The following is a 24,406-nucleotide window of genomic DNA, read 5'->3' as shown; positions in this document are numbered from 1 at the left end:
CTGCGGCTCAAAACAGATTAGGGGATTAGCAAGTGGCCCAAACGTTATACGACAAAATTTGGCAAGCACATACAATTGCCAGCATCAACGAGCAAACCGACTTACTTTATATTGATCGTCATTTAGTACACGAAGTTACGTCACCACAAGCCTTTGCTGGTTTGCGTGAAAAAAACCGCACTGTACGCTGCCCAGAAAAAACCTTCGCTACTATGGATCATAATGTATCGACCAAAAGTCGCTCATTGGATGCTGCTAGCGAAGTGTCGAAAAATCAATTAATGGCGCTAGATGCAAACTGTAAAGAGTTTGGCATTGTGCTTTACGATTTAAACTCAATTAACCAAGGCATAGTGCATGTTATGGGGCCAGAGCAGGGTATAACTTTGCCTGGCACTACCATAGTATGTGGTGACAGCCATACGTCGACTCATGGTGCATTTGGTGCGCTTGCTCACGGTATTGGCACCTCAGAGGTTGAACACGTATTAGCAACGCAAACATTGCAACAAAAAAAGGCTAAGTCGTTAAAAATTCAAATAAATGGCCGTTTGCGTCCCACCGTTACTGCAAAAGACTTAATTATGGCGGTTATTGGTAAGTTAGGTACAGCGGGTGGCACGGGCTACGTTGCAGAATTTTGCGGTGAAGGAATTGAAGCGTTGTCGATGGAAGCACGTATGACGTTGTGTAATATGAGTATAGAAATGGGTGCCAAAGCAGGTTTAATTGCTTCTGACCAAATCACTTATGATTACCTAAAAGGTCGCCCATTTGCTCCTAAAGGCGCTGATTTTGACGCAGCTGTTAAGTATTGGGAAACATTAAAAACAGATGACGGTGCGCAGTTTGATCATGTTGTTGAGCTAGAGGCCAGCTGCATTCAGCCACAAATTACTTGGGGCACTAGCCCAGAGCAAGTGATTGGCGTAGACGAGTGTATTCCTGATCCTGATAAAGAACCTGACCTAATTAAAGCTGATGCGATCCGCAGTGCATTAAAGTACATGGGCCTAAAAGCGGGCGAAAAGTTATCAAGTGCAAAAGTAGATACCGTGTTTATTGGCTCGTGCACCAATAGTCGTATTGAAGATTTACGTGCAGCAGCAAAAATAGTCGAAGGTAAAAAAGTAGTTGCCGGTATTGAAGCGTTAATTGTACCGGGTTCTGGTTTAGTTAAAAAACAAGCCGAAGACGAAGGCTTAGCAGATATTTTTAAAGCAGCTGGCTTTGAGTGGCGTGAACCGGGTTGTTCAATGTGTTTAGCAATGAACGACGACCGCTTAGGTGCAGGTAAACGCTGTGCATCCACCTCAAATCGTAACTTTGAAGGACGTCAAGGCCGTGGCGGGCGCACCCATTTGGTTAGCCCTGCAATGGCCGCTGCGGCAGCTATACATGGTCACTTTGTTGATATTAGAGGAGAAGCCTAATGAGCATTTATTTTAGTGGCTTAATGGCCCCATTGGATAAAAACAACGTGGACACGGATCAAATTATTCCAAAGCAGTTTTTAACCTCAACCAGCCGCGAAGGCTTTGATGCCGCATTATTTTATGATTGGCGCTATTTAGAAAATGACGAGCCAAACCCTGATTTTATTTTAAATCGTCCTTGCTACCAAGGCGCGCAAATATTACTAACGCGCGACAACTTTGGTTGTGGGTCATCACGCGAACACGCGCCATGGGCACTAAAGCAATATGGTTTTGAAGTGATTTTGGCTGAAAGCTTTGCCGATATTTTCTTCAATAACTGTGGCAATAATCAAATGTTAGCCATTGCACTGCCTGGCGATACGCTAGAGCAATTATTTGTGTTAAGTGAGCAACATGACGATATTCATATCGATATCGATCTTGAAAATCAAACACTGACTAGCACTAAATTTGCCCCCATTAGTTTTGATATTCGCAAAGATGTAAAAGAGCGTCTATTAAGCGGCCTAGACTTTATTGGCGTAACCGAAACGCTAAACCCACAAATAGACGCGTTTGAGCAGCAACTTGCTGCAGAGCGTTCTTGGCAGTAAGTTGTTAAAATAAATTAAAAGACGTATTTAGCGCAGCATAAGCTGCGCTTTTTTATTTTAGCGGCAACACATTAATTGTTTTATCAATTTGTTCAAAATAAAAATGCAGTAGCTAAACTAGCGGCAGAAATGGCTGCTATTATTAATAAATTTATCCTTTTAAAGGTTTGAAAACGGGTTACTTTCGAGTCATCTATGGTCGCAAAAAAGCCATTTTTAAATGATTCAGCAAGGTTGGCATGTGCTGTTCCATCTAAAGAGTTTTGGGTAAGCTTTTGCCATTCATTTGGGTGTTGCTGAGCAAGGTATTTACATAGGGAAAGGTAATAACGATTTTGTAAAATCAATAATAATATGACTATTATTAAGCCTATATAATTTGTCATTTGGTTCTGCGCTCCATGCTAGTTATTAATTTTACAGTTGGCAGTATTTAATTATTATATTTTTTTTGCAACAATTTATATTTTAAAATTATCAGCGAGTTGCAAGTATCATTTGTTGGTTACTCCTGCACTTTGGTGGTTCATCGTGATTACTTCCTTTAAGTGAGTTAAAGGGCTATGGTACTAAAAACTATTATAAGGAATATGTGATGAAATTATTAACTGCAGCCACTTTATTATTGGCTTCATCAACTGTTGTAGCAAGCCCTGCGCCTTTGGTGTCTATTGCTAGCCACGATGCGTTTTTTAGTAATATTGCTGCACATTGCGGTAAAGCTTATGAAGGCAAGGTAAGTGTTGATAACGCCGCGGGACCAAGCTCATTTGCGGGCAAAAAATTAGTAATGCATGTACGTAAATGTACCGACAGTGAGCTGCAAGTGCCATTTCATGTGGGTGATGATGCATCGCGCACTTGGATTATTACTAAAACGGGCAGTGGCTTAAGCTTAAAGCACGACCATCGCCATAAAAATGGTTCTAACGACATCTCAACTATGTATGGCGGGCATACAAATGATGCTGGCTTTGCACAAATGCAGTCGTTTCCTGCCGATCAATATTCAAAAGAATTATTTGTTGCACAAGGGATAGCACAGTCGGTAGGTAATACTTGGCAAATGTATATTTATCCTGAGGTATTTACTTATCGTTTAATTCGTCAAGGCCGCGAATTTAAAGTGGATTTTGATTTAACTAAACCCATCACTCCGCCAGCAGCCCCTTGGGGATATACAGACTAAAATTATTCATCTTCGCACTGTAGTAAAACACTTAATGCTGGTTGGTAAGCTCTAGGGTTAGTAGGCATACTTTCGTACTCTTGCACGCCATCCAGCACTTTAAGCATAAATGTTTTATTAAGGCACAAGCGATTAGCATGGCGTAGTAAAAATACACTCTGATTTGCAAAGTGTTTGTAATCGTCTGACTGGATCTCTATTTTATAGTTATCATCGTCGAGTTTTGTTTGGTAATAATGTACTTTATTATCAAAGTCGTAGAGTTTTTCTGTTTTTGCTTGTTCGGCAAAAGCTGTGCCTACGCTTGAACAAGCTAGCAAAGTACTGCCAATAACTAAGCTAATGTTTAATCCTTGCATAAATAATTCCTTTAATTTGCGAACTTTATACCCATTAATACTATCAGTATTAAGCGCTATTTATTTATATTAAGTTTAACACCCAATAAGGGAAAGTGTGATGTTCAAACAAATAAAACAACTTTTTTCTGTATTCGATGAGCAACAGCCAAGTATGCAAGAGCATGATTTAAAAACAGCGGTTGCTGCATTATTAATTGAGGTAATGCGCGCCGATGCTAAGTTAGATGATGATGAACAACATACTTTAACGACTACCCTAAAACGCTATTTTGCATTAAACGATGCAGACGTAAACGAGCTGCTAAATAATGCAAACAGTAGCGTGGATAGCGCGACAGATTATTTTCAGTTTTCAAAACAAATTAACCAACATTGTAGTGCTGCGCAGCGCATTGAAATAATAGAGTTATTATGGCGCTTAGCCTATGCCGATGGTGAGATTGATCCGCAAGAAGAGTACGTAATACGTAAAGTGGCAGGCTTGTTATATGTAACTCATGTAGATTTTATCGCCGCTAAAATTGCGGCGACAAAATAGAGCTTTAGCAGGTTAGCTAAGCTTGCTGGCAACGGTTACTAATTGTTGCGCTAATGCCGACACTTGTTCTGCTGTATTTGGGTTATTAATTTGGCCGTTTTCATCGAGTACAGTATGCACAGCTGGAACCGTTAGCTGATCGGCAAGTACTAATGAGCCAATACCACTTAAAATATCACGTACGTGGTTTAAGCCACGTAGACCACCTAATCCACCAGGCGATGCAGCAAATAACGCCACTACTTTATTGCGAAAAGCAGGTACCGCACCTTGCTCTGTGCGAGAAGCCCAGTCGATTGCATTTTTAAGCGCGGCAGTAATAGAGCCATTGTACTCAGGGCTGGCTAATAAAATACCATCTGCAGCACGTAACTTCTCTTTTAACAGCTGCACATCGGCAGGAGTACCTTGCGCTTCAATATCTTGATTAAAAAGTGGGATATTTAAATCGGCAAGTTTAATTATTTCTACTTCTGCACCACTTTCTAATGCAAAGCGTGCTGCTTCATTGATCAGTTGTTGATTAAAGCTGTCTTTACGTAAACTACCTGCTAAAGCAATAATTTTTGGTGCTGTCATGGTTTATCCTGCTAATGTGTTAGTAAATCACTTAACCAAAGTTCGGGCTAATGTAACCTGAGCTCCGGATAATAAACTTATCTCAAGCAGCTGTTTTCAGCGCTAACTGCGTTGAATTTACTTGCAATAGGCCAGCTATTGACGCGTAAATTCGCCTTGTTTTCACTGAAAACCTCTGGCTAGAGAAAATAAAATTAAATATAACGATGATTCAATATGTTAGTAAATCTCTTAACCAGAGTTCAGGTTAATGTAGATAATATGGGGCTACTTTACCAAAAAATGACTTGAAGAAAACCCGAATAAACGCAACACTTATGTGCGTATATGCACATAAGTTTAAGGTGGCACAGTATGGCGGTTAAGTTTGAAGATTGGCAAGATGTTAAAGTGGCTTTTGAGGTTGCACGTTTAGGTACCTTAACTGCGGCGGCAGAGGCGCTTAATGTGCACCATAGTACAGTGCTTAGGCGAATTAATAATCTTGAAAAAAACTTAAACACACGTTTGTTTCATCGCCATGCTCGTGGCTATAAAGCAACAGAAACAGGCGCTAAGCTGTTTAGTACCGCACAAGTGATCGATAATTCTCTTGAGCAGTTACATAATGATATTGCTGCGGCTGATAGCACACTGCGCGGCAGTTTACTGTTAACCACGGTTAGTGGCTTTATGGATGTGCTTGGCGATGTGTGCGAGCAATTTCAGGCGCTACATCCACAAGTGCAGCTTGAGATGATTTTAGAGCAAAAGCGTTTACGGCTCGATCACGGTCAGGCGCACATTGCCGTACGGGCAGGGCCAAGGCCCGATGAAGGCGACTATATTGCACAGCATTTGGCTCAGCTTAACTCGGGTTTATATGCTAATCAGCGATATATTAATAAATATGGTATGCCTAAATCGCTGAGTGATTTACAGCAACATAACTTTATTTCTGGCGTGGCGGGCTTTAATGCGCGGGTGCCGTATTTTGAATGGGTAGATCAGCATATTGCAGCGCCGCAAATAAAACTGCGTGTGTCAGAAACCTCAGAAGCTACGCGTGCTGTAATTAAAGGCTTAGGAATTGGTGGGTTACAGCACAATGTTGCGGCTCAATACGCTAATTTAGTACCCATTTTATCTAATGAATTAATCTGGTGTACTGATATATGGCTAGTAACGCATCATTTGGTGCATCGTACCGCAAAGGTACAGGCGTTTAGCCAATTGTTAAAAACCTATTTTCAAACCAATAAAGCAAGCTAATGTGGCATTATAAAAACTTAGGTGATGCTATGTTTGCAGATGCAGAGCTGGCTAAAATAAAACAGCTAGCAATGGCTACCAACGCACCACTTTACGTTAAATATTACGCAAAAAGTGGACTGCATTGTGAAGTGTTACTGTATTTTTCGCCGCACTATCAATCGCTTGCTGCTCTGCTGGGGGCTACTTGCTGTAAAGCCCCCTAACTTAGGTGAACTGACGGTTTTATAGCTATTTTATAGCGACTTTTTGACTGAAATACCTAAGCGTTTAGCCAAGCGAACTAAGTTTGCACGGTCTACTTTTAAGGTGCGTGCTGCACTTGCCCAGTTATAATTATGTTGCTCAAGCTGCTGACTAATTAAATGATGGGTAAAGGTATCGGTTGCTTGCTTAAGTGATAAATTTTGCTCTGCTATGTTAGTGCTACTGCCAGTGGTGGTGTTTGTGGTACTAGCAGGTAATGATAACTGTGTTGTATTACTCGCACTAAGGTTTAGCTCACAGTGCTCGGGCTTTATGGTAATAATGGCTTGTTGCCATTGGCTTTGTTTGGCCTTTAGTGCTGCGCGGCTAATTACATGCTCTAGCTCCCGTACGTTACCCGGCCACTGATATTGGGTTAACAATAATTGTGCATCGACACTTAACTTAAGTTGTTTTATTGCTAATTTTCGTGCGGTTTGCTCAACAAAAAAACCAGCTAATAAAACCACATCGTTTTCACGCTGGCGTAACGGCGCTACCGTTAGCGGGTAGACACTTAATCTATGGTATAAATCGGCTCTAAAGCGTCCTTCGGCTACTTCTTTTTTTAAATTACGATTAGTAGCAGCAATAACCCGCACATCAACATATTTCACTTCGTCTTCGCCTACTGTTTGTATTTCGCCACTTTGTAATACCCGTAGCAATTTACTTTGTAGTACCAGTGGTAGCTCGCCTATTTCGTCTAAAAATAAAGTACCACCGTGCGCTAGCTGAAACTTACCTTGGCGCGCATGATCCGCCCCAGTAAAAGCGCCTTTAGCATGGCCAAAAAACTCACTTTCGGCGAGATTTTCAGCAAGCGAAGCACAGTTTAAATGAATAAGTGGCTGCTCACTGCGTTTCGAGTGTAAATGAATATTACGTGCAACCAGCTCTTTGCCTACGCCGGTTTCGCCTAAAATTAACACACTAAAATTAGAGGCGGCGACAAGTTTTATATCATTTTTAAGTGCTTGTATTGCTGAGCTTTGACCAATAATTTCGCCGCCATCACGGGTGAGTGCTTCGCGGTTAAGCTCTTGCACTAAGGCGCTAGAATGCTGTGCATGTAATTTGTAATGAGCCAGCTGTAATGCCGTTTTAAAATGTGCGCTGCATAGCGTTTGTAAGGTGCTAAGCGTTTGCGCACTAATAGCGTTAAAGGCATTGGCATTTAGGCTGTCAAACGTAATCACACCTAATAACTGTTGTTGATAAAATAGGGGTAAACCTAAGCAAGCATGTACCGGAATGTCGCCAGTTTTTGCTAGTAGTAAGCCGTCGTACGGATCGGGCAATGGACAGTCATGGGCAAATTGCAGTGGTTGCTGAGTATTACAAATAGCTTCTAAGCGCGGATGCTCACTAAGCTTAAAACGCCGCCCCAGGCTATCTGGCATTAAGCCTTTAATTGCAAGTGGCTTGAGCTGCTCACCTTGTAGCTCAAGCAGTGCGCTGGCATCACTGGCAATCACTGTTTCAAGGACAGTAAGTAATTGCTCAAAACAGTTTTTATCTAATGTGCTTTGAGCCAGCTTTACCGCTACGGCAGTGAAGTTAATTGCGCTGCTCATGTCAAAATGACTCTTATGTGTTTTTTAGTTTGATTTATGGTAGGTCATAAAGACATAAAAAGCAAAGGTGGATAAGTTAGTTCATTGAAATATATATGTTTATTTTATTGGCACGATAAGTGTAATAGGTAGTTAAGTGCATTAGTTGTTGAGGCCGTTATGAACACCTTGGTTATACATAATCCAAGCTACAAAATTGAGACAGCTTGTTTACTGAAAAAACTACTGCTAGTGGCAAACTCATTATTAGCAGCTAGTTGTGCATTACTAATAACCAGTATTTTAATTAGCTACCCTTTTGCCGGTTACTTTTCTATACCGGTGCAAATTTCGGCACATATTAGCACTATTGTTATTGCTGCTATTTTAAAAATTAGCTATGTGCTGCGTTGTATCGCACTGCATGGCATGGGGAAGGAAGTTCGTTAATGCGACCTATTAATTTATCTCAGCCGGTACCGGCTAATATTCGCTTTTACCAAATAACGCAGTGGCCAGTATGGATGCTGCCATTTAGACCCTATTTTTTAGCCGCAGGCTTGTTGGCTTTTAGTTCAATAGGCTACTGGTTATTAATTTTAACGGGTAGTGCAACTTGGCAGTTAACAATCCCCGCTACATTATGGCATGCCCATGAAATGTTATTTGGTTTTGCAGGTGTTGTTGCAGTGGGTTTTTTACTTACCGCCGCGCAAACTTGGACTGGAGTACCTAGCATTAGTGGCAAAAAGTTAATGCTATTAACGCTGCTATGGCTTGGGGCGCGAGGCGCATTTTTTGTGTCTTTGCCTGCTTTTGCACAATTTAATTTATATGCGGTGTTAGTGTTACAGCTTGCATGGTGGCTAGGTGTTATTGCAGCATTAGCTAATATGTTATTAACCGCTAAAAGCAAAAATAACTATCAATTTTTAGTGCTATTAGCGGCGCTGTGTACGTTAAATATTGTTTACTTGGCCATGCTGATTGAACAAAACATGCAGTTTGCGCTCGCCATTGTTGATACAGCAGTATTACTGATGACCTTATTAATTGGCATAGTAGCAGGGCGTGTATTGCCATTTTTTACCAGTAAAGGCCTTGGTTTAACAGCGCAGGTACGTACAGCTAACGTTGACTCAGTATTACTGTATATGAGCGTTTTTAGTATTGCGGTGTTTTTTCTTAGTCAGTTATTTTTTAATCAGCTAAACCCAGGCTGGGCACTTGCTGTTGTTGCTGTGCTGCATTTAATCCGTAGTTTTTATTGGTGGGATAAAAACGTACTTAAAGTTCCTTTGTTATGGTCTTTGCATTTTTCGTACTTGGCACTAGGTGTAGGTTTAATGCTGGTAGCCATGAGTTTTTACAGCAGTGTTATTTTATTTAAAGATGCATTACACCTCATTACCATAAGTACCATAGGGATGATGATTTTAGCCATGATGACACGCGTATCTCATGGGCATACCGGGCGCTCTTTGACTATTCCACATTATATGGCGGTTGCTTTTGCTTTAGTGTTAGTGGCTGGGATTACTCGTTCTTTACTGCCTTTTGTTATTGGGCCACACCTAGCTTGGCAGCTAAGTGCTGGGCTGTGGCTAATTGCCTTTTTATTATTTTTAATTCACTGCACACCTATTTTAACACAGCGTCGTGTTGATGGGCGTCGTGGTTAACCTATACCTATTTTATTAATTGGGTATTATTCACACGTAGGAAAACCTAGATGTTATCGGATAAAACTATTGAAATTGTTAAAAGTACTGTTCCTTTATTAGCAGAGGCAGGTACGGTTGTTACTGATCATTTTTACAAGCGTTTATTTAGTCATAATCCTGAGCTTAAAAATATTTTTAATATGAGCAACCAAGATACCGGCCGTCAACAATTTGCATTATTTAACGCATTGGCTGCTTATGCACAAAACATTGATAATTTAGAGGTGTTAAAAGCGGCACTTGGGCGTATTAACCATAAACATACTAGTTTAAATATTTTGCCGGAGCACTACCCAATTGTTGGTGCACATTTAATTGGCACGCTGAAAGAGCTTATTCCTGAGCAGTTCACGCCAGATGTTGAATATGCTTGGCGTGAAGCGTATGGCGTACTTGCTGATATTTGTATAACTGAGGAAGCTGCTTTATACGAGCACAGCAAAAATAACTTAGGCGGTTGGGCAGGCACACGTCAGTTTGCAATAACTAATAAGCAGGCTGAGTCAGAGCTGGTAACTAGCTTTACGCTTACGCCAGTTGATGGCGAGGCAGTAATTGCCCATAAACCGGGTCAATATTTAGGTATTAAAGTTAAGCCAGAGGCTAGTGAATATGAAGAGATCCGCCAGTATTCTATTTCGCAAAAAAGTAATGGTAAAAACTACCGTATTAGCGTTAAAAAAGAGTTATTACCAAACCCTGGCATGGTGTCTAACCATTTACACTCACTAGAGCAAGGCGCAATAGTAGAGCTATATCCGCCAGCAGGGGATTTCTTTTTACGAAATAACACCAGCCCTGCTGTGCTTATTTCAGCGGGTGTTGGGCAAACGCCAATGGTAGCAATGTTAGAGACGCTATTAAGCGATACTGCTAATCAAAATATTATGTATTTGCATGCTTGCGAAAATGCTCAGCAGCACTCATTTGCTAATTATTTAAATGAACTAAGCACTGTTTACCCGCGCTTACAAACCATGACTTGGTTTAATCAAGGCGATGCAGGAGCTGATTTTACCGGTTTTATGGATTTACACGCAGTACAAGCGCAATTGCCACTGAGCAACGGCGACTTTTACTTGTGTGGACCCGCTAATTTTATGGCCTTTGTGAAAAAACAACTGCTAGAATTAGGCGTTAATAACGGACACATTCATTACGAAATTTTTGGCCCGCATCAAGATCTATAATATTTATAGAATAAAACTCAATTAAAAAAGCGCGCTATTGGGCATTACTTCAATAGCGCGCTTTTTTGTGCCGTTAAATAACCTGAACTCCGGATAATAAACCTATCTCAAGCAGCTATTTTCAGCGCTAACTGCGTTGAATTCACTTGCAATAGGCCAGCTATTGACGCGTAAATTCGCCTTGTTTTCACTGGAAATCTCTGGCTAGAGAAAATAAAGCTAAATATAACTATGATTCAATACGTTAGTAAATCTCTTAACCAGAGTTCAGGTTAAATATTAAACTGGCTCCTAATACCTTTAAATTAAAGCTTTTTGGTATTGGTTTGCGCGGCATACGCTTGTTGTTGCCAAGCATTAAATAACTGCTGTTGTTTATTTGATATTTTTAAGCCGTAAGTTTTTTGCATATAGGCATAGGCGTCGGCTATTTGTTTACGGGCATAAAAAGGAGGCTCTATTACTCGTTGTTTAAAGTTAACTTTAACTTCACAGCGACCGTATTGGGTGGCGCTTTCACTAAGCATTCCAAATCGATAATTAGAACGATCTGCGTTAATTTCACCAATAGCAGGAGCTAAGTTGTTTATATCGGCTTCCATCTTTCTAAACTTAGCACTTACTTTACGGCAGTTTTTACGCCCGCCATCTTGCCAGCATTGTAATTGGTGGCCAAACTCCCAGGCAGGCACAATATGCTCCCATTCTATGCGTAAAGCGCGTGCATTTACGTTACCTGAGCGGGTATGTGTATTGCGTGGCACATAGCCACAGTTAGTGGGGTCGGGAACTAGTTTTTTACCCTGTTTTTTTATATCGCAGCCACAGTAAATACTTTTAGCATTACTAGGGAGGGTTTTAATTAGGTGTCTTTTAGCGGTTGAAAACCGAGTGAATTCTTCAGCCGATAGCGAAAAGCATACAAAAAAAGCCAACAAGGCTAAAATAAATCGAGTCATATCCATCACATACGTGAACTACAGGAGCGGCTAGTTTAATGACTTGAAGCTAAAAGATAAAGTTTACTTAAGCCATATTTACCGTTCTTTAGTATTTAACCTTAGCTCTGGTTAAGAGATTTACTAACGTATTGAATCATAGTTATATTTAGTTTTATTATCCGGAGCTCAGGTTATCTACTTTAAATTGTTGTTTAAATAAACAAAAGTTGTTACTTAAAGAGTATGATGAAAGCTCATAAGTTTGTGATTTGGATTGCGAATGAAATTTATAGATTATTATGCCGTGCTTGGAGTATCGCCCGATGCAGACGATAAAGCGGTTAAAGTAGCTTATAAAAAGCTAGCTAGAAAATATCATCCAGATGTAAGTAAAGAACCTCAAGCCGAGGAAAAGTTTAAAGAGATAGGTGAAGCTTACGAAGTTATTCACAACAAAGAAGAGCGCGCTAAATACGATGTGTTACGTCGTAATCAACAAAACCGTGCTCAGCAGCAAGCAAATTATGGCGGTAGCTATGGCTCGTCACAAAACCATTATCAGCAAGGTGATCCCCAAGCCGATCAGGAGTTTTCTGATTTTGTAAATTCAATGTTTGGCGGCGCAGGTGGGTTTAACCATGGCGGGCAGGGCAGAACTGGTGGCGCTCGTGCGCAAAAAGGACAAGATGTGGAAATTGAATTCCCGGTATTTCTTGAAGAAACGTTAGTCGATACCGTTAAACCAATTGAGTTTATGCTGCCGCAGCGAGACAGTAGTGGCCGTGTATCTGAAGTTAAAAAATCGCTTAAAGTTAAAATTCCTGCCGGCTCGGTTAATGGCGAACGCATTCGCTTAAAAGGCCAAGGTGGATTAGGTTCGGCAAATGGCCCTAATGGCGATTTGTATTTGCAAATTCGCTTAGTGCCTCATCCATTATTTGACGTTGAGGGGCATGACCTAAATATAGTGGTACCTCTTGCACCATGGGAAGCTGCTTTGGGCACTAAAATAAATTTACCTACATTAGCCGGAAAAATCCAACTAACTATTCCAGCTAATAGTCAATCGGGTCAACGTTTACGCATTAAAGGTAAAGGGTTAATTAGTAAAAAAGCCAAAGGTGACTTATTTGCTGTGATTAAAATTGTTAATCCAGCATTGAGTGATGATGTTAGCAAAAAGCTTTGGCAAGAGCTGGCCGAAAAAGCCCATTTTGACCCCCGTAGCAATTGGAGCAAGTCATAATGAAAATTATCGAGGCACCACAAGGCAATTTACTCACTAGCCAAGAATTGTGTGTGAGTAGTGATATTAGCGAAGCCATATTATATGAATTGGTTGAGCACAGCATTGCTATTCCTATTGAGGGCGAGCGCGTTACAGAATGGCAATTTACGGTATCAACAGTGATCTTAGTTAAAAAGGCTGCGCGTATTCAGCATGACTTATCGTTAGATTGGTCTGCTATTGCTTTGGTTTTACAATTATTGGATGAACGGGATGAGTTGATTGCTGAAAACCAAATGTTAAAGCAGCACTTAAGTCGATTTAAACATTTAGAATAAAAAATAGTGGTTAAATTTTAAATGCGAGTAGCTAGCTATTTTTATGGAGCTAGCTCAGCACTTTTATAATAGTGAGCTTTTGGTGCTTAAATATTTTTTATTCGTGAAATAAGAGTAAGTAAAGCGTCAATAAATGCGTAAAAATAGCCGACTATTCAGATAAAAAAGGTGAATATTGCAGAGTTGATTTGGTATAAGCGTAAAACTGCGTTAAAGTTTACAGCGAACTAATTAGAGGATAAACAGCAGACAATGTCGGAAATTCAATTTTTAAATGTAGACCTAGAGCTTGAGTCAAAGCAAGATATTAGCGTGCTTGTAGCTGACCTAAAAAAAATCGCCACTATTTTACATTATGATAAAGACGAATACCGTCAGTTAGCGCGTATAGAAGTAACAGGCGAAATATCTTCACCGGATAAAGCAATTAACCACTTATGTGAGTTAGTAGAGTCATGCTCGCGGGCTGCACTTAAGCAATGGTTGAGTTGTTCGCGCCGTACCTTTGATATTGGTTTTGAATCGGGCACTTCGCCAAAGTGTTTTAACCAAGCGCTGCACGCCGATACATTATTACGTATATCGGCAATTGGTGCAGGCATGGAAATTACTATTTACCCGCTAGAAAAATAGCGTTAGCCTTTGCGCTCTACAACAGCTGCGGTCATTTTTGATACGCAGCAAAGCTCGCCGCGACTATTCGTTATTTTTATTTCCCATACTGAGCTACGTTTGCCAATATGAAACGCTTTTGCGGTGGCGGTTAAGGTGCCATTACGCGAGGCTTTTAAATGGCTGGCACTGATCTCTTGCCCTACACAATAAAATTTAGTGAAGTCGACCACAAAATTAGCCGCGTAGCTGGCAACACTTTCGGCTAAAACCACGTTTGCTCCGCCATGCACCATGCCTATAGGGTTATGGTGCGCAGGAATTGCTGGCATAGTGGCAACTAAGTAATCATCACCAATTTCAGTTATTTCAATCCCCATGGTTTTCATCAGTGTACCTTGGCCATTTATGCCTTGGTCTAACTGCTTACAAAACGCTAAAGTAATAGGTTGATGCCAAATACTCATTGTTACTCCTTTAAAGGTTGAAAACGATAACCGATAATACGATTTTTCATGGCGATATGATAGCCAAATTAGTGCAGCTACTGCATGGTAATACAGTGCTACTTTTTGCTTTCTACATAGTGCTTAATTTCATCGAGATCTTTTTTTAGCATTTTACGCATCGAACTTTTAAGAAAAAACCCTATCACTGCAGAGATCATTTTTACCCAAATAGACTCAGAGCTATCAGAAAAAGTCATGGTTAAACAGGTGCTAGGTTCGGCGGCGGTAAGTGACAGCTTAGTGGTATAAACTGCCCCGCCATTTTCTGCGCGAGTGCAATAGTATTCATTAGTAACAGCTTCGGTGATCCACATGGTTTCTGAGGCTGCTTTGCCAAAAATTTTTCGTGTTTCTAACCATTTTAGGCCCACTAGCCCTTGTGGTGGCTTCTCGATTATTTTTACATCAATAATGCCAGACAGCATATTGGCACTGTTTTCGATGTCAGTTATTGCCGCCCATACTTTACGTTTAGGACCGTTAATTATTACCGCTACAGTGATATTCATAACACTCTCCGTTAATTCACATTGATGAAGTTAAGGCCCATTACAAAAACGATAGTTAACTAATTTTTAATAACAGCAACAACTTAGTAGTTATGTAATTAATGTAACGTAAAACTAACACTATCGTGATCTGCGTAATTTTATCTGTAATTTACTTGGTAATTTTAAGCTTAGACCAATGCCACCTTTGGCAGCAAAGGCGAGGAGTAATTTAAATTTGCGATTTTCAGATAACTGTATATACTCACAGTTAAATGTACTGTATGGAAAACCAGTTGTATGCGACCATTAACTAACCGCCAAGCGCAAATACTCGAACTTATTAAAGTGTTTATTAAAGACACTGGTATGCCTCCTACACGCGCAGAAATTGCACAAACATTAGGCTTTAAAAGTGCTAATGCAGCAGAAGAGCATTTAAAAGCGCTGGCTAAAAAAGGCGCTATTAAAATGAAACCAGGCGCTAGCCGTGGTATTCAACTTATTGAAGAAGATGAACCAGAACAACTTGGTTTACCGTTAATAGGCCGTGTAGCTGCCGGCGAACCTATTTTGGCGCAACAACATGTTGAGAGCCATTGTAAAATTGACCCGTTAATGTTTAAACCCGCTGCCGATTTTTTATTGCGTGTAAATGGTATGAGCATGCGAGATATTGGTATTATGGATGGTGATTTACTGGCTGTTCATCGCACTCAAGTTGCCGAAAATGGCCAAGTTATTGTTGCCCGCGTTGATGACGATGTAACGGTAAAACGCTTAGAAAAAGCAGGCAAAAAAGTATTATTGCATGCTGAAAATAAAGAATTTTCGTCGATAGAAGTGGATCTTGAAAACGAATCTTTTAATATTGAAGGCTTAGCTGTTGGGGTTATTCGTAATGCTGACTGGATGTGACAATTAAGCTGTTATAGCTATGTAAAATATCGGCATAATTTAATAGCTCAGATAATTAATGCGCACTTTTTAGTGCGCTTTTTTTTGCCTTTTTTTTGTGAAAATTCCGCTGCAATGAAAAAATTATATTAAGTTTATGTTTTTTATCATTTAAGTATTTAATACTCGTTATCGCTGTCTTTTTATTTGTAACCCTTGCTGTTGCTCACTTCCTGCTTAGAACAAAATTAAATAAATCCCATATTTACGCTAATCCCCTAATATTATTTGATTATTTTTCAAACTAAAACTTGCTAGTTGTTCAATTATTAACTAATTGTTAATGGGCTGGACTAACAATAACTCACAGCTTTAGTTTTGAGAAAATATATTTATATATCCGGCAGCAATACAAAAATAAAAAATAACAAATTGGCATTTAAAGCTTATGTCTTTTTGTTTTGCACTCGCAACAGTATTAAAGGAGCTGTCACATGGGTAAATTGAGCTCTACCTTGTGGCTTATATTGTTTGTTTTTCCGCAGTTAGCATTGGCAAATAGCCAATATAATATGCGCAAAGGCGTAACCGATATAAGTAATAATGTTTATCAACTACACATGACCATATTTTTAATATGCTGTGTAATAGGCGTGATTGTATTTGCCGTTATGTTTTGGGCACTTATTCATCATCGTAAATCTAAAGGAGCAGTTGCTGCTCAATTTCACGAAAGTACCAAAGTAGAAATACTCTGGACAGCAATTCCATTTGTTATTTTAATAGCAATGGCAGTCCCCGCAACTAAAACATTAATAGCGATGGAAGATGCCAGTAAAGCGGATATCACTATTAAAGTAACTGGTTCACAATGGAAATGGCATTACGAATATATGGGGGAAGATGTTGAGTTTTACTCAATACTTGCCACACCGCAAAATGAAATTGCTAACCTAGCCGATAAAAACCCCAACTATTTACTTGAGGTAGATAAGCCTCTGGTATTACCGATCAATAAAAAAGTACGCTTTTTAATGACCTCCGACGATGTTATTCATTCTTGGTGGGTGCCCGATTTTGCTATTAAAAAAGATGCAAACCCGGGGTTTATTAACGAAACGTGGACCAACATAAACGAAGTCGGTATTTATCGCGGTCAGTGTGCTGAGCTATGCGGTAAAGATCATGGCTTTATGCCAGTGGTAGTAGAGGCTAAGTCAGAGGCCGATTTTAAAGTTTGGCTAGCAGATGCTAAACAAGCAAAGCAAAAAGCAGCAGCAGCAGATGCTGCATTACTTGACCAAACACTCCCTAAAGAAGAATTAATGACTTTGGGTGAGCAAGTGTATATGGCCAATTGTGCTGCATGTCATCAGCCCACAGGGTTAGGTTTGCCAGGCGTTTTTCCTGCACTTAAAGGCAGCCCGATAGTGCTTGGCGATATAAAAGACCACATTGATATTGTTATTCACGGAAGCCCCGGCACAGCCATGCAAGCCTTTGCTAAACAGCTCTCTATAAAGCAATTAGCAGCGGTAATTACTTATAAGCGTAATGCATGGGGTAATGATACCGGTGATGTAATTCAACCAAGTGAAATACAGGCAGCACTTGATGCCGATGGGGAGGCGAACTAATGAGTAGCATAGTAGAACAACCTGACATTAATGAAGCTCACCACGCTCATCATCCTGCTAAAGGCTTTAAGCGCTGGTTATATACCACAAATCATAAAGATATAGGTAGCTTGTACTTAATTTTTTCGCTAACTATGTTTTTTATTGGTGGTGCTATGGCTATGGTGATCCGCGCTGAGTTATTTCAGCCAGGATTGCAATTAGTCGATCCTCACTTTTTTAATCAAATGACCACGGTTCATGGGTTGATTATGGTATTTGGTGCCGTTATGCCGGCCTTTACTGGCTTAGCTAACTGGATGGTGCCATTAATGATTGGCGCGCCTGATATGGCCTTACCCCGAATGAATAACTGGAGTTTTTGGATTTTACCATTCGCGTTTTTAATTTTATTATCATCGCTATTAATGCCCGGTGGCGGTCCTGCGTTTGGTTGGACTTTTTATGCGCCGCTGTCCACAACCTACAGTAATGACAATACCGCCATGTTTGTATTTGCTGTGCATATTATGGGTATTAGCTCCATTATGGGGGCAATTAATGTAATTGTAACCATAGTTAACTTGCGTGCCCCAGGCATGACTTGGATGAAGGTCCCTATGTTTGTATGGACTTGGCTGATAACGGCATTTTTATTAATTGCGGTTATGCCGGTACTCGCAGGTGCAGTGACCATGGTGCTCACCGATAAATACTTTGCAACCAGCTTTTTTGATGCAGCTGGTGGCGGTGATCCGGTGATGTTTCAGCACATATTTTGGTTTTTTGGCCACCCCGAAGTATACATAATGATTTTGCCGGCTTTTGGCATTATTTCTACTATAGTTCCTACCTTTTCGCGTAAAAAACTTTTTGGTTATTCCTCCATGGTATATGCCACGGCGTCAATTGCGTTGTTGAGTTTTACAGTGTGGGCGCATCATATGTTTACTACCGGTATGCCGGTGGCTGGCGAGCTATTTTTTATGTACGCGACTATGCTGATATCGGTGCCCACTGGAGTAAAAATATTTAATTGGGTAGCCACTATGTGGCGCGGTTCAATTACGTTTGAAGTCCCCATGCTGTTTAGTATTGCTTTTATTGTGTTGTTTACCTTAGGTGGTTTTTCGGGATTGATGCTGGCCATTACACCGGCTGATTTTCAGTACCATGATACCTACTTTGTAGTGGCACATTTTCATTATGTACTGGTAACGGGAGCGGTGTTTTCTATTATGGCAGGCGCGTATTATTGGCTGCCTAAATGGACTGGCAATATGTATAACATAGCGCTGGCTAAATGGCATTTTTGGTTATCGCTGGTAAGCGTAAATGTATTGTTTTTTCCTATGCACTTTGTAGGGCTTGCAGGCATGCCACGCCGTATACCCGACTATGCGCTACAGTTTGCTGACTTTAACGCCATTATTAGTATTGGCGGCTTTGCCTTTGGATTATCGCAGTTGTTGTTTGTAGCTGTAGTGATTAAATGCGCACGCGGCGGCGACAAGGTTCCTGCAAAAGTGTGGGAAGGCGCAGAAGGACTGGAGTGGGAGGTAGATTCACCTGCTCCGTACCATACATTTTCAACACCACCGGAAATTAAATAATGATACACGCACCGCTACTTAAGCGCTTAGTTGTTATTTGCTTAGCCATGTTCGCATTTGCATTTGCGTTAGTGCCTTTGTATGACGTGTTTTGTGATATTACCGGCATTAACGGTAAGCCATCATTAGAGCAAGCAAAGCAAAGCACGCAAGTAATACAAAATCGCGAAATAAGTGTGAGCTTTACCACGCATGCACAAAGCGGTGCACCCTTTGCTGTGAAGTCTAAAGAGTACAGTGTTGCGGTAAAGCCCGGTGCTATGCGTGAGGTAATGTTTAGCGCCAAAAATAATAGTGACCAAGATAAAGTAATGCAGGCAGTGCCTTCGGTATCACCCGGTAGAGCAGCAAAATACTTACATAAAATAGCGTGTTTTTGTTTTGATCAACAGCCATTAAAAGCAGGTGAAGAACTAGAGTTTACGTTGCTTTTTTATGTTGATACCGCACTACCAAGTGACATTGAAGAGTTAACTTTATCTTATACGGTATTTGATATTAGTGAGCGGCTAGCAGCCAATAACAACTAGCCTAACTAGTGACAACCAGGAGCAAATAAAATGAAGCAAGAATATGAGCATTATTATGTACCAGATCAAAGCCCATGGCCGATTGTTGGCGCAGTAGCATTATTTTTTATTGCAGTAGGTGCAGCTCTAACCGTAATGAGTGCCGGTAAAGAAGGTGACAGTGGCATTTATATTTTGTACGCAGGTATAGCAGTACTGCTGTATATGTTGTTTAGCTGGTTTAAAAACGTGATTGATGAGGCCGGGAAAGGCTTATATTCAGCGCAAATGGACCGCTCTTTTCGACAAGGAATGAGTTGGTTTATTTTTTCTGAAGTAATGTTTTTTATGGCATTTTTTGGCGCACTTTTTTACGCCCGTATGCTTTCTGTGCCTTGGCTTGGTGGTGCCGATAACAATGCCATGACTAACGAAGTGCTTTGGCCTACATTTGAAGCTGTGTGGCCATTAATTACCACGCCAGGGGGCGACACTACCCAAGCTATGGGATGGCAAGGTCTACCGCTGATTAACACCTTAATTTTATTGACCTCATCAGTTACTTTGCATTTTGCCCATGTGGCAATAGAAAGTGATAAACGCGGCCAGTTAAAAGTGTTTTTAGGACTGACTATTTTATTGGGTGCAGTTTTTTTAGGCCTACAAGTAGAAGAATATATTCATGCGTATAACGATTTAAACTTAACATTAGATGCCGGTATTTATGGCAGCACGTTCTTTTTACTTACGGGTTTTCATGGCATGCATGTGACCTTAGGAACTATTATTTTATTGGTAGTATTTTTACGAATTTTAAAAGGACACTTTACTAAAGATAAGCACTTTGCTTTTCAAGCGGCGGCTTGGTACTGGCATTTTGTTGATGTAGTTTGGTTATGCTTATTTATATTTGTGTATGTGCTGTAGTTATTAAAGGGGCGTTATTGCCGCTAATAAAGCCAAGTTTTAGTGCGGCAATAACAACTATTAATACCACCACAGAAAATAATACGCGACGACCTAAAAAGTGAGACATAGGTCGTCCTTGGGTTTTTCCAGAGACCATAATAAATAAAGCGCGAAACAAGTTAAAAAGTATAAATAATAACAACAATACAATAAAAATTTTAATCATCACTAGGTTGACCCTTTATGCAGTTAATTAGATGGCGTGAACAAAAGTTTAGCTCAATAATCACCATTTGTATGGTGGTGATTGTAGTTTTGGTGTGTGTGCGTTTAGGTTTTTGGCAGTTAGAACGTGCGACACACAAACAACAGCAGTTAGCTTCTATTGCAACGCTGCAAACGCGCGGTGTAATGAGCTGGCAGCAAATGCTTAAACTACCTAGTAACTGGAATAAAACAGGATTGTTAGTTGAGTTAACAGGGCATTTTATTAACGATGAATATTGGCTTTTAGACAACCAAGTTTATAACGGGCAGGTGGGTTATGACTTACTGGCACTGTTAAAGCCAAATAACGAAACACATGCCATTTTGGTTAATTTAGGCTGGATAAAAGCTCCCCTATCGCGCGATACATTACCTAAAGTAACCCTACCTAAACACGCTTTTACGCTTACTGCTCAAATAAAAGAAAATAACCTCACTGCTTTTAGCCTCGAGAGTAAAACCAATAACATTGATTTACCAAAGCGAGTGCAAACAATTGAATTAAATAAGTTGAGCGAACAAAGCCAGCAATTATTAGTTAATTTTATGGCGTATCGCCAAGGTAGCGGCGATGCAATAGGTATACCTCACTATACCGCGGTTGTTATGAGCCCACAAAAACACCACGCTTATGCGGTGCAATGGTTTTTAATTGCGCTGGCGTGCGTTTTAGTGGCTATTTTTGCAAGTAAAAAAAGGACACATAATGAAAAATAACCCCCTTTTACTGTTTGTCATTTGCTGCGCTATTCCGCTAATTTTAGCGTACAGCGCGCTTAAATTAGATTGGTTACCTACCGCCATTACTAACAATGGTGAGTTTTTACAGCAACAGGTTAAATATGAAAATTGGCCGCAAAACAATCATAAGCAATGGACTATTGCCCTAAATTACTCCAATGGATGTACTACGCCTTGTAGTGAGCAATTAGCCGCACTAAATAATTTATACATAGCGCTAGGCAAAAACCAGAATAAAGTAGATGTCGCCGTGATAGGCGAAGTAAAAGCTGCCAACTCCCCGTGGAAAAGTATAGATGCGCAACCAAACTTACAACCGGCTAGTTTGTATTTAATCGACCATATGGGGCTTGTAGTGCTTGAGTATCCATTTAAAACACAGCCACAGGAAAATAGATTAGTACAAAAAGGACTATTAAAAGATCTAAAAAAATTACTGAGTTATTCTCGTTCGAGCTAAGTAGGAAGATGCCATGTATAAAAATTATAAAAACTGGGTATTAATAACGGGCTTATTGGCTTTGATAGTAGTGGCGTTGGGTGCTTATACTCGCTTAAGTGATGCCGGGTTGGGTTGCCCAGATTGGCCAGGATGTTATGGTTTTTTAACTGTACCCAAACATGAAGCCGATATAGCGCAAGCAGCACAAAGTTATCCCGATATGATGTTTGAAACCGCTAAAGCATGGAAAGAAATGATTCATCGCTACTTTGCCGGTACGCTAGGCTTGCTCATATTAGCCTTATTTGTATATGCTTTTTTAAAACGTCAATCGCCAACAACGCCAGTTAAATTACCATTACTACTGTTATTGTTAGTGATATTTCAGGCTGCATTAGGTATGTGGACGGTTACGATGAATTTACAGCCGTTAATAGTGATGGGCCACTTACTTGGTGGCTTTAGTATTTTAGCGCTGCTCACTTTATTATATTTACGATTAAACGCCAAGCCAATAATGGGGGGAGATGCAGGTGCAAGACGCTACTTTGGTTTAAGCCTAGTGGCGCTTAGCGTACTAATTATACAAATAGCATTAGGAGGTTGGTTGGCTGCAAATTACGCTGCTCCGCATTGTAATGGCTTGCCTTTATGTAGTAATGCCCAGCCATTTTCGCTTAGTAGTGTGTTTCAGCTCCCGCTTGAGCATGGTAACTACGAGTTTGGCGTCCTGTCGCAGCAAGCACGTATGTCGATTCATTTATTACACCGTATTTGGGCATTAGTTACTTGCATAGTATTGGCATTAATTATGTGGCGAATATACAGCCGTGCCTACTCGCAAAAAATAAAAAGCTGCGCCGTTAGCGTGTTAGTTGTCTTATTTTGCCAAATTGCTTTAGGCCTCGCAGTGGTGCATTGGCATATTCCGTTAAGTATGGCACTGGCACATAACTTAATGGCTGCCATACTGTTATTAACTTTAATTAGATTATGCTATTACCTCAAAGCACGAACTTAAAAGCACGAACCTAAAATTACAAATAGAAAGGAGCGTTGTTATGGCACTTACAATAGATAAAAAAGCAATACAACCTATAAATACACTACCGCTAATTACACGTAGTTATAATTTACTACAGGATTATTTAGCCATTAGTAAATTTAAAGTAGTCGCTATGTTGGTACTGACCGCGTGGGTTGGTTTGGCGCTAGCACCCGATGTAGGCAGAGGCATGGGTGTACAGTTTATAAGCTTACTTGGCATAGGATTGCTTTCAGCAGCAGCAGCGGTAATTAACCATGTTGTTGATAGCGAAATAGACAGCAAAATGGCGCGTACTCGTCATCGCCCTGTAGCTAAAGGCCGCTTAAGTAAGGCACATGCACTGAGTTTTGCAGCAATAATAGGTGTGGCAGGTTTTATTATGCTAATGCTATGGGCAAATACCCTTACCGCCATATTAACCTTATTTGCGCTGGTGGGTTATGCCTTTGTATACACCTCTTTTTTAAAGCGCGCTACACCACAAAATATTGTTATTGGTGGCCTTGCTGGCGCTATGCCACCCTTATTGGGTTGGGTGTCTGAAACAGGGCAAATGGCAGCTGCACCTTGGCTACTAGTGATGATTATTTTTACGTGGACCCCTCCACACTTTTGGGCCTTAGCTATAGCTCGTAAGAGCGATTACGCACGGGCTAAAATTCCTATGTTACCGGTTACGCATGGTATCGATTTTTCTAAAACCTGTGTGGTTGCTTACTCTGTGTTACTGGCAATTGTGTGTATATTTCCTTATTTGATAGGAATGTCGGGGTTAATTTATTTAATCGGCGCATCTGGATTAAATGCAGTCTTTATTTATAAAGCGATTAAATTAAAACTAGCCGCTAACGACGACACTGCTATGGATTTATTTCGCTTTTCAATTATTCATTTAATGGTACTCTTTATCATATTATTTATAGATAAATGGCTACTATTATGAAGCAATTATGGCTAGGGTTAGTTATTGTTTTAACACTGTTTTTATCGGCGTGCTCAGATGATAATGCACCGCCAGACGTTAATGCTTTAGTGTACGAGAATGCTAAACCTTTAGCCGACTTTAGTTTAGATGATCAACATGGCGAATTGGTTACTAAGCAGCAATTTTTAGGGCAATGGAATTTAGTGTTTTTAGGCTACACCAGCTGCCCCGATATTTGCCCGTTAACACTGGCTAAACTAAATGCGGTGTATAAAAATTTACGTAGTGATTACCCAGTGCAAATTTGGTTTGTATCGGTAGATCCCAAACGAGATACCCCAGCAAAACGCAAAGACTATATTGATTACTTTAATCCCGATTTTTTAGCGGTTTCGGGGGAGCACAAACACCTTTTTCCTATGGTGAGAGGGTTAGGCTTAATTTACGCTATTAGTGATAGTAGCGAGTCAGAGTATGCAGTTGATCATAGTGCTTCAGTGGCTATGGTCGATGGCAATGGGGCGGTAAGAGCAATATTTAAACCTGAATTTAAACAAGGTAGCGTGCCGTTAATAAACTCCAAAGAGTTAACTCAAGAATTTAAAAAAATAGCTGATTATTATAAAAACTAGTTATTTAAACAGTAAATTAAAAAG

30 protein-coding genes are annotated in these 24,406 nt (G+C 40.3%); 22 read left to right on the top strand and 8 right to left on the bottom strand.

The genetic code is table 11. From position 1 onward, the window contains the following. The first annotated feature begins 32 nt into the window (after window positions 1-32). Both leuC and leuD read left to right on the top strand, forming a co-directional pair. Window positions 33-1,433 carry a 3-isopropylmalate dehydratase large subunit gene (gene leuC, locus AAEY55_RS05535; RefSeq protein WP_089368871.1) on the top strand — a complete coding sequence of 467 codons (1,401 nt, stop codon included), beginning with the start codon at window positions 33-35 and terminating at the stop codon, window positions 1,431-1,433. Further along, window positions 1,433-2,032 carry a 3-isopropylmalate dehydratase small subunit gene (gene leuD / locus AAEY55_RS05530; RefSeq protein ID WP_086997158.1) on the top strand — a complete coding sequence of 200 codons (600 nt, stop codon included), beginning with the start codon at window positions 1,433-1,435 and terminating at the stop codon, window positions 2,030-2,032. Before leuC ends, leuD begins: the two co-directional genes overlap by 1 nt. 92 nt (window positions 2,033-2,124) lie before the next feature. On the opposite strand, the gene AAEY55_RS05525 is transcribed toward leuD, so the two are convergent. Further along, a complete protein-coding gene (locus AAEY55_RS05525; protein WP_011329518.1) occupies window positions 2,125-2,418 on the bottom strand; it encodes a hypothetical protein in 294 nt (97 codons plus the stop codon). A gap of 209 nt (window positions 2,419-2,627) precedes the next feature. On the opposite strand from AAEY55_RS05525, the gene AAEY55_RS05520 reads away from it, so the two are divergent. Next, window positions 2,628-3,221, top strand: a complete 594-nt coding sequence (locus AAEY55_RS05520; RefSeq protein WP_011329517.1) for a hypothetical protein — start codon at window positions 2,628-2,630, stop codon at window positions 3,219-3,221. 2 nt (window positions 3,222-3,223) lie between these two features. Here the strand turns inward: AAEY55_RS05520 and AAEY55_RS05515 are convergent, their stop codons facing one another. After that, window positions 3,224-3,580, bottom strand: coding sequence for a hypothetical protein (locus AAEY55_RS05515; protein WP_182677780.1), 357 nt, complete (start codon window positions 3,578-3,580; stop codon window positions 3,224-3,226). 100 nt (window positions 3,581-3,680) lie between these two features. Here AAEY55_RS05515 and AAEY55_RS05510 point away from each other — a divergent pair, with 100 nt between their 5' ends. After that, window positions 3,681-4,121, top strand: coding sequence for a TerB family tellurite resistance protein (locus AAEY55_RS05510; RefSeq protein WP_011329515.1), 441 nt, complete (start codon window positions 3,681-3,683; stop codon window positions 4,119-4,121). A gap of 12 nt (window positions 4,122-4,133) precedes the next feature. Here the strand turns inward: AAEY55_RS05510 and AAEY55_RS05505 are convergent, their stop codons facing one another. Continuing rightward, entirely contained in the window at window positions 4,134-4,700 is a 567-nt protein-coding gene (locus tag AAEY55_RS05505; RefSeq protein WP_350550404.1) for an NAD(P)H-dependent oxidoreductase, read from the bottom strand. A gap of 354 nt (window positions 4,701-5,054) precedes the next feature. On the opposite strand from AAEY55_RS05505, the gene AAEY55_RS05500 reads away from it, so the two are divergent. Beyond that, complete coding sequence (locus AAEY55_RS05500) at window positions 5,055-5,951, top strand: LysR family transcriptional regulator (protein ID WP_350550401.1); 897 nt, start codon at window positions 5,055-5,057, stop codon at window positions 5,949-5,951. After that, complete coding sequence (locus tag AAEY55_RS05495; RefSeq protein WP_350550398.1) at window positions 5,951-6,157, top strand: hypothetical protein; 207 nt, start codon at window positions 5,951-5,953, stop codon at window positions 6,155-6,157. Before AAEY55_RS05500 ends, AAEY55_RS05495 begins: the two co-directional genes overlap by 1 nt. A gap of 30 nt (window positions 6,158-6,187) precedes the next feature. Here the strand turns inward: AAEY55_RS05495 and norR are convergent, their stop codons facing one another. After that, window positions 6,188-7,774, bottom strand: coding sequence for a nitric oxide reductase transcriptional regulator NorR (gene norR, locus AAEY55_RS05490; RefSeq protein WP_089368866.1), 1,587 nt, complete (start codon window positions 7,772-7,774; stop codon window positions 6,188-6,190). A gap of 159 nt (window positions 7,775-7,933) precedes the next feature. Here norR and AAEY55_RS05485 point away from each other — a divergent pair, with 159 nt between their 5' ends. From AAEY55_RS05485 to hmpA, 3 genes are read left to right on the top strand one after another with little or no spacing between them, the layout of a single operon-like run. Next, entirely contained in the window at window positions 7,934-8,203 is a 270-nt protein-coding gene (locus AAEY55_RS05485; protein ID WP_089368865.1) for a hypothetical protein, read from the top strand. After that, window positions 8,203-9,435: an NnrS family protein gene (locus AAEY55_RS05480; protein WP_089368864.1), complete on the top strand. Its 1,233-nt coding sequence runs from the start codon at window positions 8,203-8,205 to the stop codon at window positions 9,433-9,435. Before AAEY55_RS05485 ends, AAEY55_RS05480 begins: the two co-directional genes overlap by 1 nt. A gap of 50 nt (window positions 9,436-9,485) precedes the next feature. Then, complete coding sequence (gene hmpA, locus AAEY55_RS05475) at window positions 9,486-10,667, top strand: NO-inducible flavohemoprotein (protein ID WP_089368863.1); 1,182 nt, start codon at window positions 9,486-9,488, stop codon at window positions 10,665-10,667. A 305-nt stretch (window positions 10,668-10,972) separates the two neighbouring features. Here the strand turns inward: hmpA and AAEY55_RS05470 are convergent, their stop codons facing one another. Then, window positions 10,973-11,626: an endonuclease gene (locus AAEY55_RS05470; protein ID WP_011329507.1), complete on the bottom strand. Its 654-nt coding sequence runs from the start codon at window positions 11,624-11,626 to the stop codon at window positions 10,973-10,975. 262 nt (window positions 11,627-11,888) lie between these two features. On the opposite strand from AAEY55_RS05470, the gene AAEY55_RS05465 reads away from it, so the two are divergent. The 3 genes from AAEY55_RS05465 to AAEY55_RS05455 all read left to right on the top strand — a co-directional run bounded on the left by AAEY55_RS05465 (window position 11,889) and on the right by AAEY55_RS05455 (window position 13,807). Then, the gene (locus AAEY55_RS05465) at window positions 11,889-12,854 is read left to right on the top strand and encodes a DnaJ C-terminal domain-containing protein (RefSeq protein WP_089368862.1); all 966 of its coding nucleotides are present in this window, start codon (window positions 11,889-11,891) and stop codon (window positions 12,852-12,854) included. Beyond that, window positions 12,854-13,174, top strand: a complete 321-nt coding sequence (locus tag AAEY55_RS05460; RefSeq protein ID WP_011329505.1) for a chaperone modulator CbpM — start codon at window positions 12,854-12,856, stop codon at window positions 13,172-13,174. Before AAEY55_RS05465 ends, AAEY55_RS05460 begins: the two co-directional genes overlap by 1 nt. 252 nt (window positions 13,175-13,426) lie before the next feature. Further along, window positions 13,427-13,807: a hypothetical protein gene (locus tag AAEY55_RS05455; protein ID WP_011329504.1), complete on the top strand. Its 381-nt coding sequence runs from the start codon at window positions 13,427-13,429 to the stop codon at window positions 13,805-13,807. A 2-nt stretch (window positions 13,808-13,809) separates the two neighbouring features. On the opposite strand, the gene AAEY55_RS05450 is transcribed toward AAEY55_RS05455, so the two are convergent. Then, window positions 13,810-14,253, bottom strand: a complete 444-nt coding sequence (locus tag AAEY55_RS05450; protein ID WP_011329503.1) for a PaaI family thioesterase — start codon at window positions 14,251-14,253, stop codon at window positions 13,810-13,812. A 98-nt stretch (window positions 14,254-14,351) separates the two neighbouring features. Next, window positions 14,352-14,804 (bottom strand): SRPBCC family protein, encoded by a 453-nt coding sequence (locus tag AAEY55_RS05445; RefSeq protein WP_011329502.1) that lies wholly within the window; start codon window positions 14,802-14,804, stop codon window positions 14,352-14,354. A 279-nt stretch (window positions 14,805-15,083) separates the two neighbouring features. Here AAEY55_RS05445 and lexA point away from each other — a divergent pair, with 279 nt between their 5' ends. From lexA to AAEY55_RS05420, 5 genes are all read left to right on the top strand, one after another. Then, on the top strand, window positions 15,084-15,701 hold the full coding sequence (gene lexA, locus AAEY55_RS05440) for a transcriptional repressor LexA (RefSeq protein ID WP_041454613.1): 618 nt from the start codon (window positions 15,084-15,086) through the stop codon (window positions 15,699-15,701). 473 nt (window positions 15,702-16,174) lie between these two features. Continuing rightward, window positions 16,175-17,317: a cytochrome c oxidase subunit II gene (gene coxB / locus AAEY55_RS05435; RefSeq protein WP_011329500.1), complete on the top strand. Its 1,143-nt coding sequence runs from the start codon at window positions 16,175-16,177 to the stop codon at window positions 17,315-17,317. Further along, entirely contained in the window at window positions 17,317-18,909 is a 1,593-nt protein-coding gene (gene ctaD, locus AAEY55_RS05430) for a cytochrome c oxidase subunit I (RefSeq protein ID WP_011329499.1), read from the top strand. The genes coxB and ctaD overlap by 1 nt, the downstream gene beginning before the upstream one ends. Then, the gene (locus AAEY55_RS05425) at window positions 18,909-19,439 is read left to right on the top strand and encodes a cytochrome c oxidase assembly protein (protein WP_086997121.1); all 531 of its coding nucleotides are present in this window, start codon (window positions 18,909-18,911) and stop codon (window positions 19,437-19,439) included. Before ctaD ends, AAEY55_RS05425 begins: the two co-directional genes overlap by 1 nt. 30 nt (window positions 19,440-19,469) lie before the next feature. After that, window positions 19,470-20,345, top strand: a complete 876-nt coding sequence (locus tag AAEY55_RS05420; RefSeq protein ID WP_011329497.1) for a cytochrome c oxidase subunit 3 — start codon at window positions 19,470-19,472, stop codon at window positions 20,343-20,345. Here the strand turns inward: AAEY55_RS05420 and AAEY55_RS05415 are convergent. Further along, a complete protein-coding gene (locus AAEY55_RS05415) occupies window positions 20,323-20,553 on the bottom strand; it encodes a DUF2909 family protein (RefSeq protein ID WP_050754475.1) in 231 nt (76 codons plus the stop codon). The two genes, AAEY55_RS05420 and AAEY55_RS05415, sit on opposite strands and share 23 nt — an antisense overlap. Before the next feature lie 17 nt (window positions 20,554-20,570). Between AAEY55_RS05415 and AAEY55_RS05410 the strand changes: the two genes are divergently transcribed. From AAEY55_RS05410 to AAEY55_RS05390, 5 genes are read left to right on the top strand one after another with little or no spacing between them, the layout of a single operon-like run. Then, window positions 20,571-21,311, top strand: coding sequence for an SURF1 family protein (locus tag AAEY55_RS05410; RefSeq protein ID WP_089368860.1), 741 nt, complete (start codon window positions 20,571-20,573; stop codon window positions 21,309-21,311). Further along, entirely contained in the window at window positions 21,301-21,795 is a 495-nt protein-coding gene (locus AAEY55_RS05405) for a transmembrane cytochrome oxidase associated protein (protein WP_086997112.1), read from the top strand. Before AAEY55_RS05410 ends, AAEY55_RS05405 begins: the two co-directional genes overlap by 11 nt. A gap of 13 nt (window positions 21,796-21,808) precedes the next feature. Beyond that, window positions 21,809-22,798 carry a heme A synthase gene (locus AAEY55_RS05400; protein ID WP_089368859.1) on the top strand — a complete coding sequence of 330 codons (990 nt, stop codon included), beginning with the start codon at window positions 21,809-21,811 and terminating at the stop codon, window positions 22,796-22,798. A 40-nt stretch (window positions 22,799-22,838) separates the two neighbouring features. Next, window positions 22,839-23,768: a heme o synthase gene (gene cyoE / locus AAEY55_RS05395; RefSeq protein WP_011329493.1), complete on the top strand. Its 930-nt coding sequence runs from the start codon at window positions 22,839-22,841 to the stop codon at window positions 23,766-23,768. Further along, window positions 23,765-24,382: an SCO family protein gene (locus AAEY55_RS05390; RefSeq protein ID WP_089368858.1), complete on the top strand. Its 618-nt coding sequence runs from the start codon at window positions 23,765-23,767 to the stop codon at window positions 24,380-24,382. The genes cyoE and AAEY55_RS05390 overlap by 4 nt, the downstream gene beginning before the upstream one ends. The last annotated feature ends 24 nt before the right edge of the window (window positions 24,383-24,406 follow it).

This window comes from Pseudoalteromonas sp. 120-MNA-CIBAN-0494, assembly GCF_040308885.1.
GTDB classification, from domain to species: domain Bacteria; phylum Pseudomonadota; class Gammaproteobacteria; order Enterobacterales; family Alteromonadaceae; genus Pseudoalteromonas; species Pseudoalteromonas nigrifaciens.
Note: the sequence above shows the minus strand (reverse complement) of the source record. Positions and strands in the feature narration are given on the sequence as shown.

What these genes read in the sequence shown, in the direction of transcription:
- leuD (WP_086997158.1), top strand. Translation starts at nt 1,433, where the DNA reads ATGAGCATTTATTTTAGTGGCTTAATGGCCCCATTGGATAAAAACAAC.
- AAEY55_RS05525 (WP_011329518.1), bottom strand. Translation starts at nt 2,418, where the DNA reads ATGACAAATTATATAGGCTTAATAATAGTCATATTATTATTGATTTTA.
- AAEY55_RS05520 (WP_011329517.1), top strand. Translation starts at nt 2,628, where the DNA reads ATGAAATTATTAACTGCAGCCACTTTATTATTGGCTTCATCAACTGTT.
- AAEY55_RS05515 (WP_182677780.1), bottom strand. Translation starts at nt 3,580, where the DNA reads ATGCAAGGATTAAACATTAGCTTAGTTATTGGCAGTACTTTGCTAGCT.
- AAEY55_RS05510 (WP_011329515.1), top strand. Translation starts at nt 3,681, where the DNA reads ATGTTCAAACAAATAAAACAACTTTTTTCTGTATTCGATGAGCAACAG.
- AAEY55_RS05505 (WP_350550404.1), bottom strand. Translation starts at nt 4,700, where the DNA reads ATGACAGCACCAAAAATTATTGCTTTAGCAGGTAGTTTACGTAAAGAC.
- AAEY55_RS05500 (WP_350550401.1), top strand. Translation starts at nt 5,055, where the DNA reads ATGGCGGTTAAGTTTGAAGATTGGCAAGATGTTAAAGTGGCTTTTGAG.
- AAEY55_RS05495 (WP_350550398.1), top strand. Translation starts at nt 5,951, where the DNA reads ATGTGGCATTATAAAAACTTAGGTGATGCTATGTTTGCAGATGCAGAG.
- norR (WP_089368866.1), bottom strand. Translation starts at nt 7,774, where the DNA reads ATGAGCAGCGCAATTAACTTCACTGCCGTAGCGGTAAAGCTGGCTCAA.
- AAEY55_RS05485 (WP_089368865.1), top strand. Translation starts at nt 7,934, where the DNA reads ATGAACACCTTGGTTATACATAATCCAAGCTACAAAATTGAGACAGCT.
- AAEY55_RS05480 (WP_089368864.1), top strand. Translation starts at nt 8,203, where the DNA reads ATGCGACCTATTAATTTATCTCAGCCGGTACCGGCTAATATTCGCTTT.
- hmpA (WP_089368863.1), top strand. Translation starts at nt 9,486, where the DNA reads ATGTTATCGGATAAAACTATTGAAATTGTTAAAAGTACTGTTCCTTTA.
- AAEY55_RS05470 (WP_011329507.1), bottom strand. Translation starts at nt 11,626, where the DNA reads ATGACTCGATTTATTTTAGCCTTGTTGGCTTTTTTTGTATGCTTTTCG.
- AAEY55_RS05465 (WP_089368862.1), top strand. Translation starts at nt 11,889, where the DNA reads ATGAAATTTATAGATTATTATGCCGTGCTTGGAGTATCGCCCGATGCA.
- AAEY55_RS05460 (WP_011329505.1), top strand. Translation starts at nt 12,854, where the DNA reads ATGAAAATTATCGAGGCACCACAAGGCAATTTACTCACTAGCCAAGAA.
- AAEY55_RS05455 (WP_011329504.1), top strand. Translation starts at nt 13,427, where the DNA reads ATGTCGGAAATTCAATTTTTAAATGTAGACCTAGAGCTTGAGTCAAAG.
- AAEY55_RS05450 (WP_011329503.1), bottom strand. Translation starts at nt 14,253, where the DNA reads ATGAGTATTTGGCATCAACCTATTACTTTAGCGTTTTGTAAGCAGTTA.
- AAEY55_RS05445 (WP_011329502.1), bottom strand. Translation starts at nt 14,804, where the DNA reads ATGAATATCACTGTAGCGGTAATAATTAACGGTCCTAAACGTAAAGTA.
- lexA (WP_041454613.1), top strand. Translation starts at nt 15,084, where the DNA reads ATGCGACCATTAACTAACCGCCAAGCGCAAATACTCGAACTTATTAAA.
- coxB (WP_011329500.1), top strand. Translation starts at nt 16,175, where the DNA reads ATGGGTAAATTGAGCTCTACCTTGTGGCTTATATTGTTTGTTTTTCCG.
- ctaD (WP_011329499.1), top strand. Translation starts at nt 17,317, where the DNA reads ATGAGTAGCATAGTAGAACAACCTGACATTAATGAAGCTCACCACGCT.
- AAEY55_RS05425 (WP_086997121.1), top strand. Translation starts at nt 18,909, where the DNA reads ATGATACACGCACCGCTACTTAAGCGCTTAGTTGTTATTTGCTTAGCC.
- AAEY55_RS05420 (WP_011329497.1), top strand. Translation starts at nt 19,470, where the DNA reads ATGAAGCAAGAATATGAGCATTATTATGTACCAGATCAAAGCCCATGG.
- AAEY55_RS05415 (WP_050754475.1), bottom strand. Translation starts at nt 20,553, where the DNA reads ATGATTAAAATTTTTATTGTATTGTTGTTATTATTTATACTTTTTAAC.
- AAEY55_RS05410 (WP_089368860.1), top strand. Translation starts at nt 20,571, where the DNA reads ATGCAGTTAATTAGATGGCGTGAACAAAAGTTTAGCTCAATAATCACC.
- AAEY55_RS05405 (WP_086997112.1), top strand. Translation starts at nt 21,301, where the DNA reads ATGAAAAATAACCCCCTTTTACTGTTTGTCATTTGCTGCGCTATTCCG.
- AAEY55_RS05400 (WP_089368859.1), top strand. Translation starts at nt 21,809, where the DNA reads ATGTATAAAAATTATAAAAACTGGGTATTAATAACGGGCTTATTGGCT.
- cyoE (WP_011329493.1), top strand. Translation starts at nt 22,839, where the DNA reads ATGGCACTTACAATAGATAAAAAAGCAATACAACCTATAAATACACTA.
- AAEY55_RS05390 (WP_089368858.1), top strand. Translation starts at nt 23,765, where the DNA reads ATGAAGCAATTATGGCTAGGGTTAGTTATTGTTTTAACACTGTTTTTA.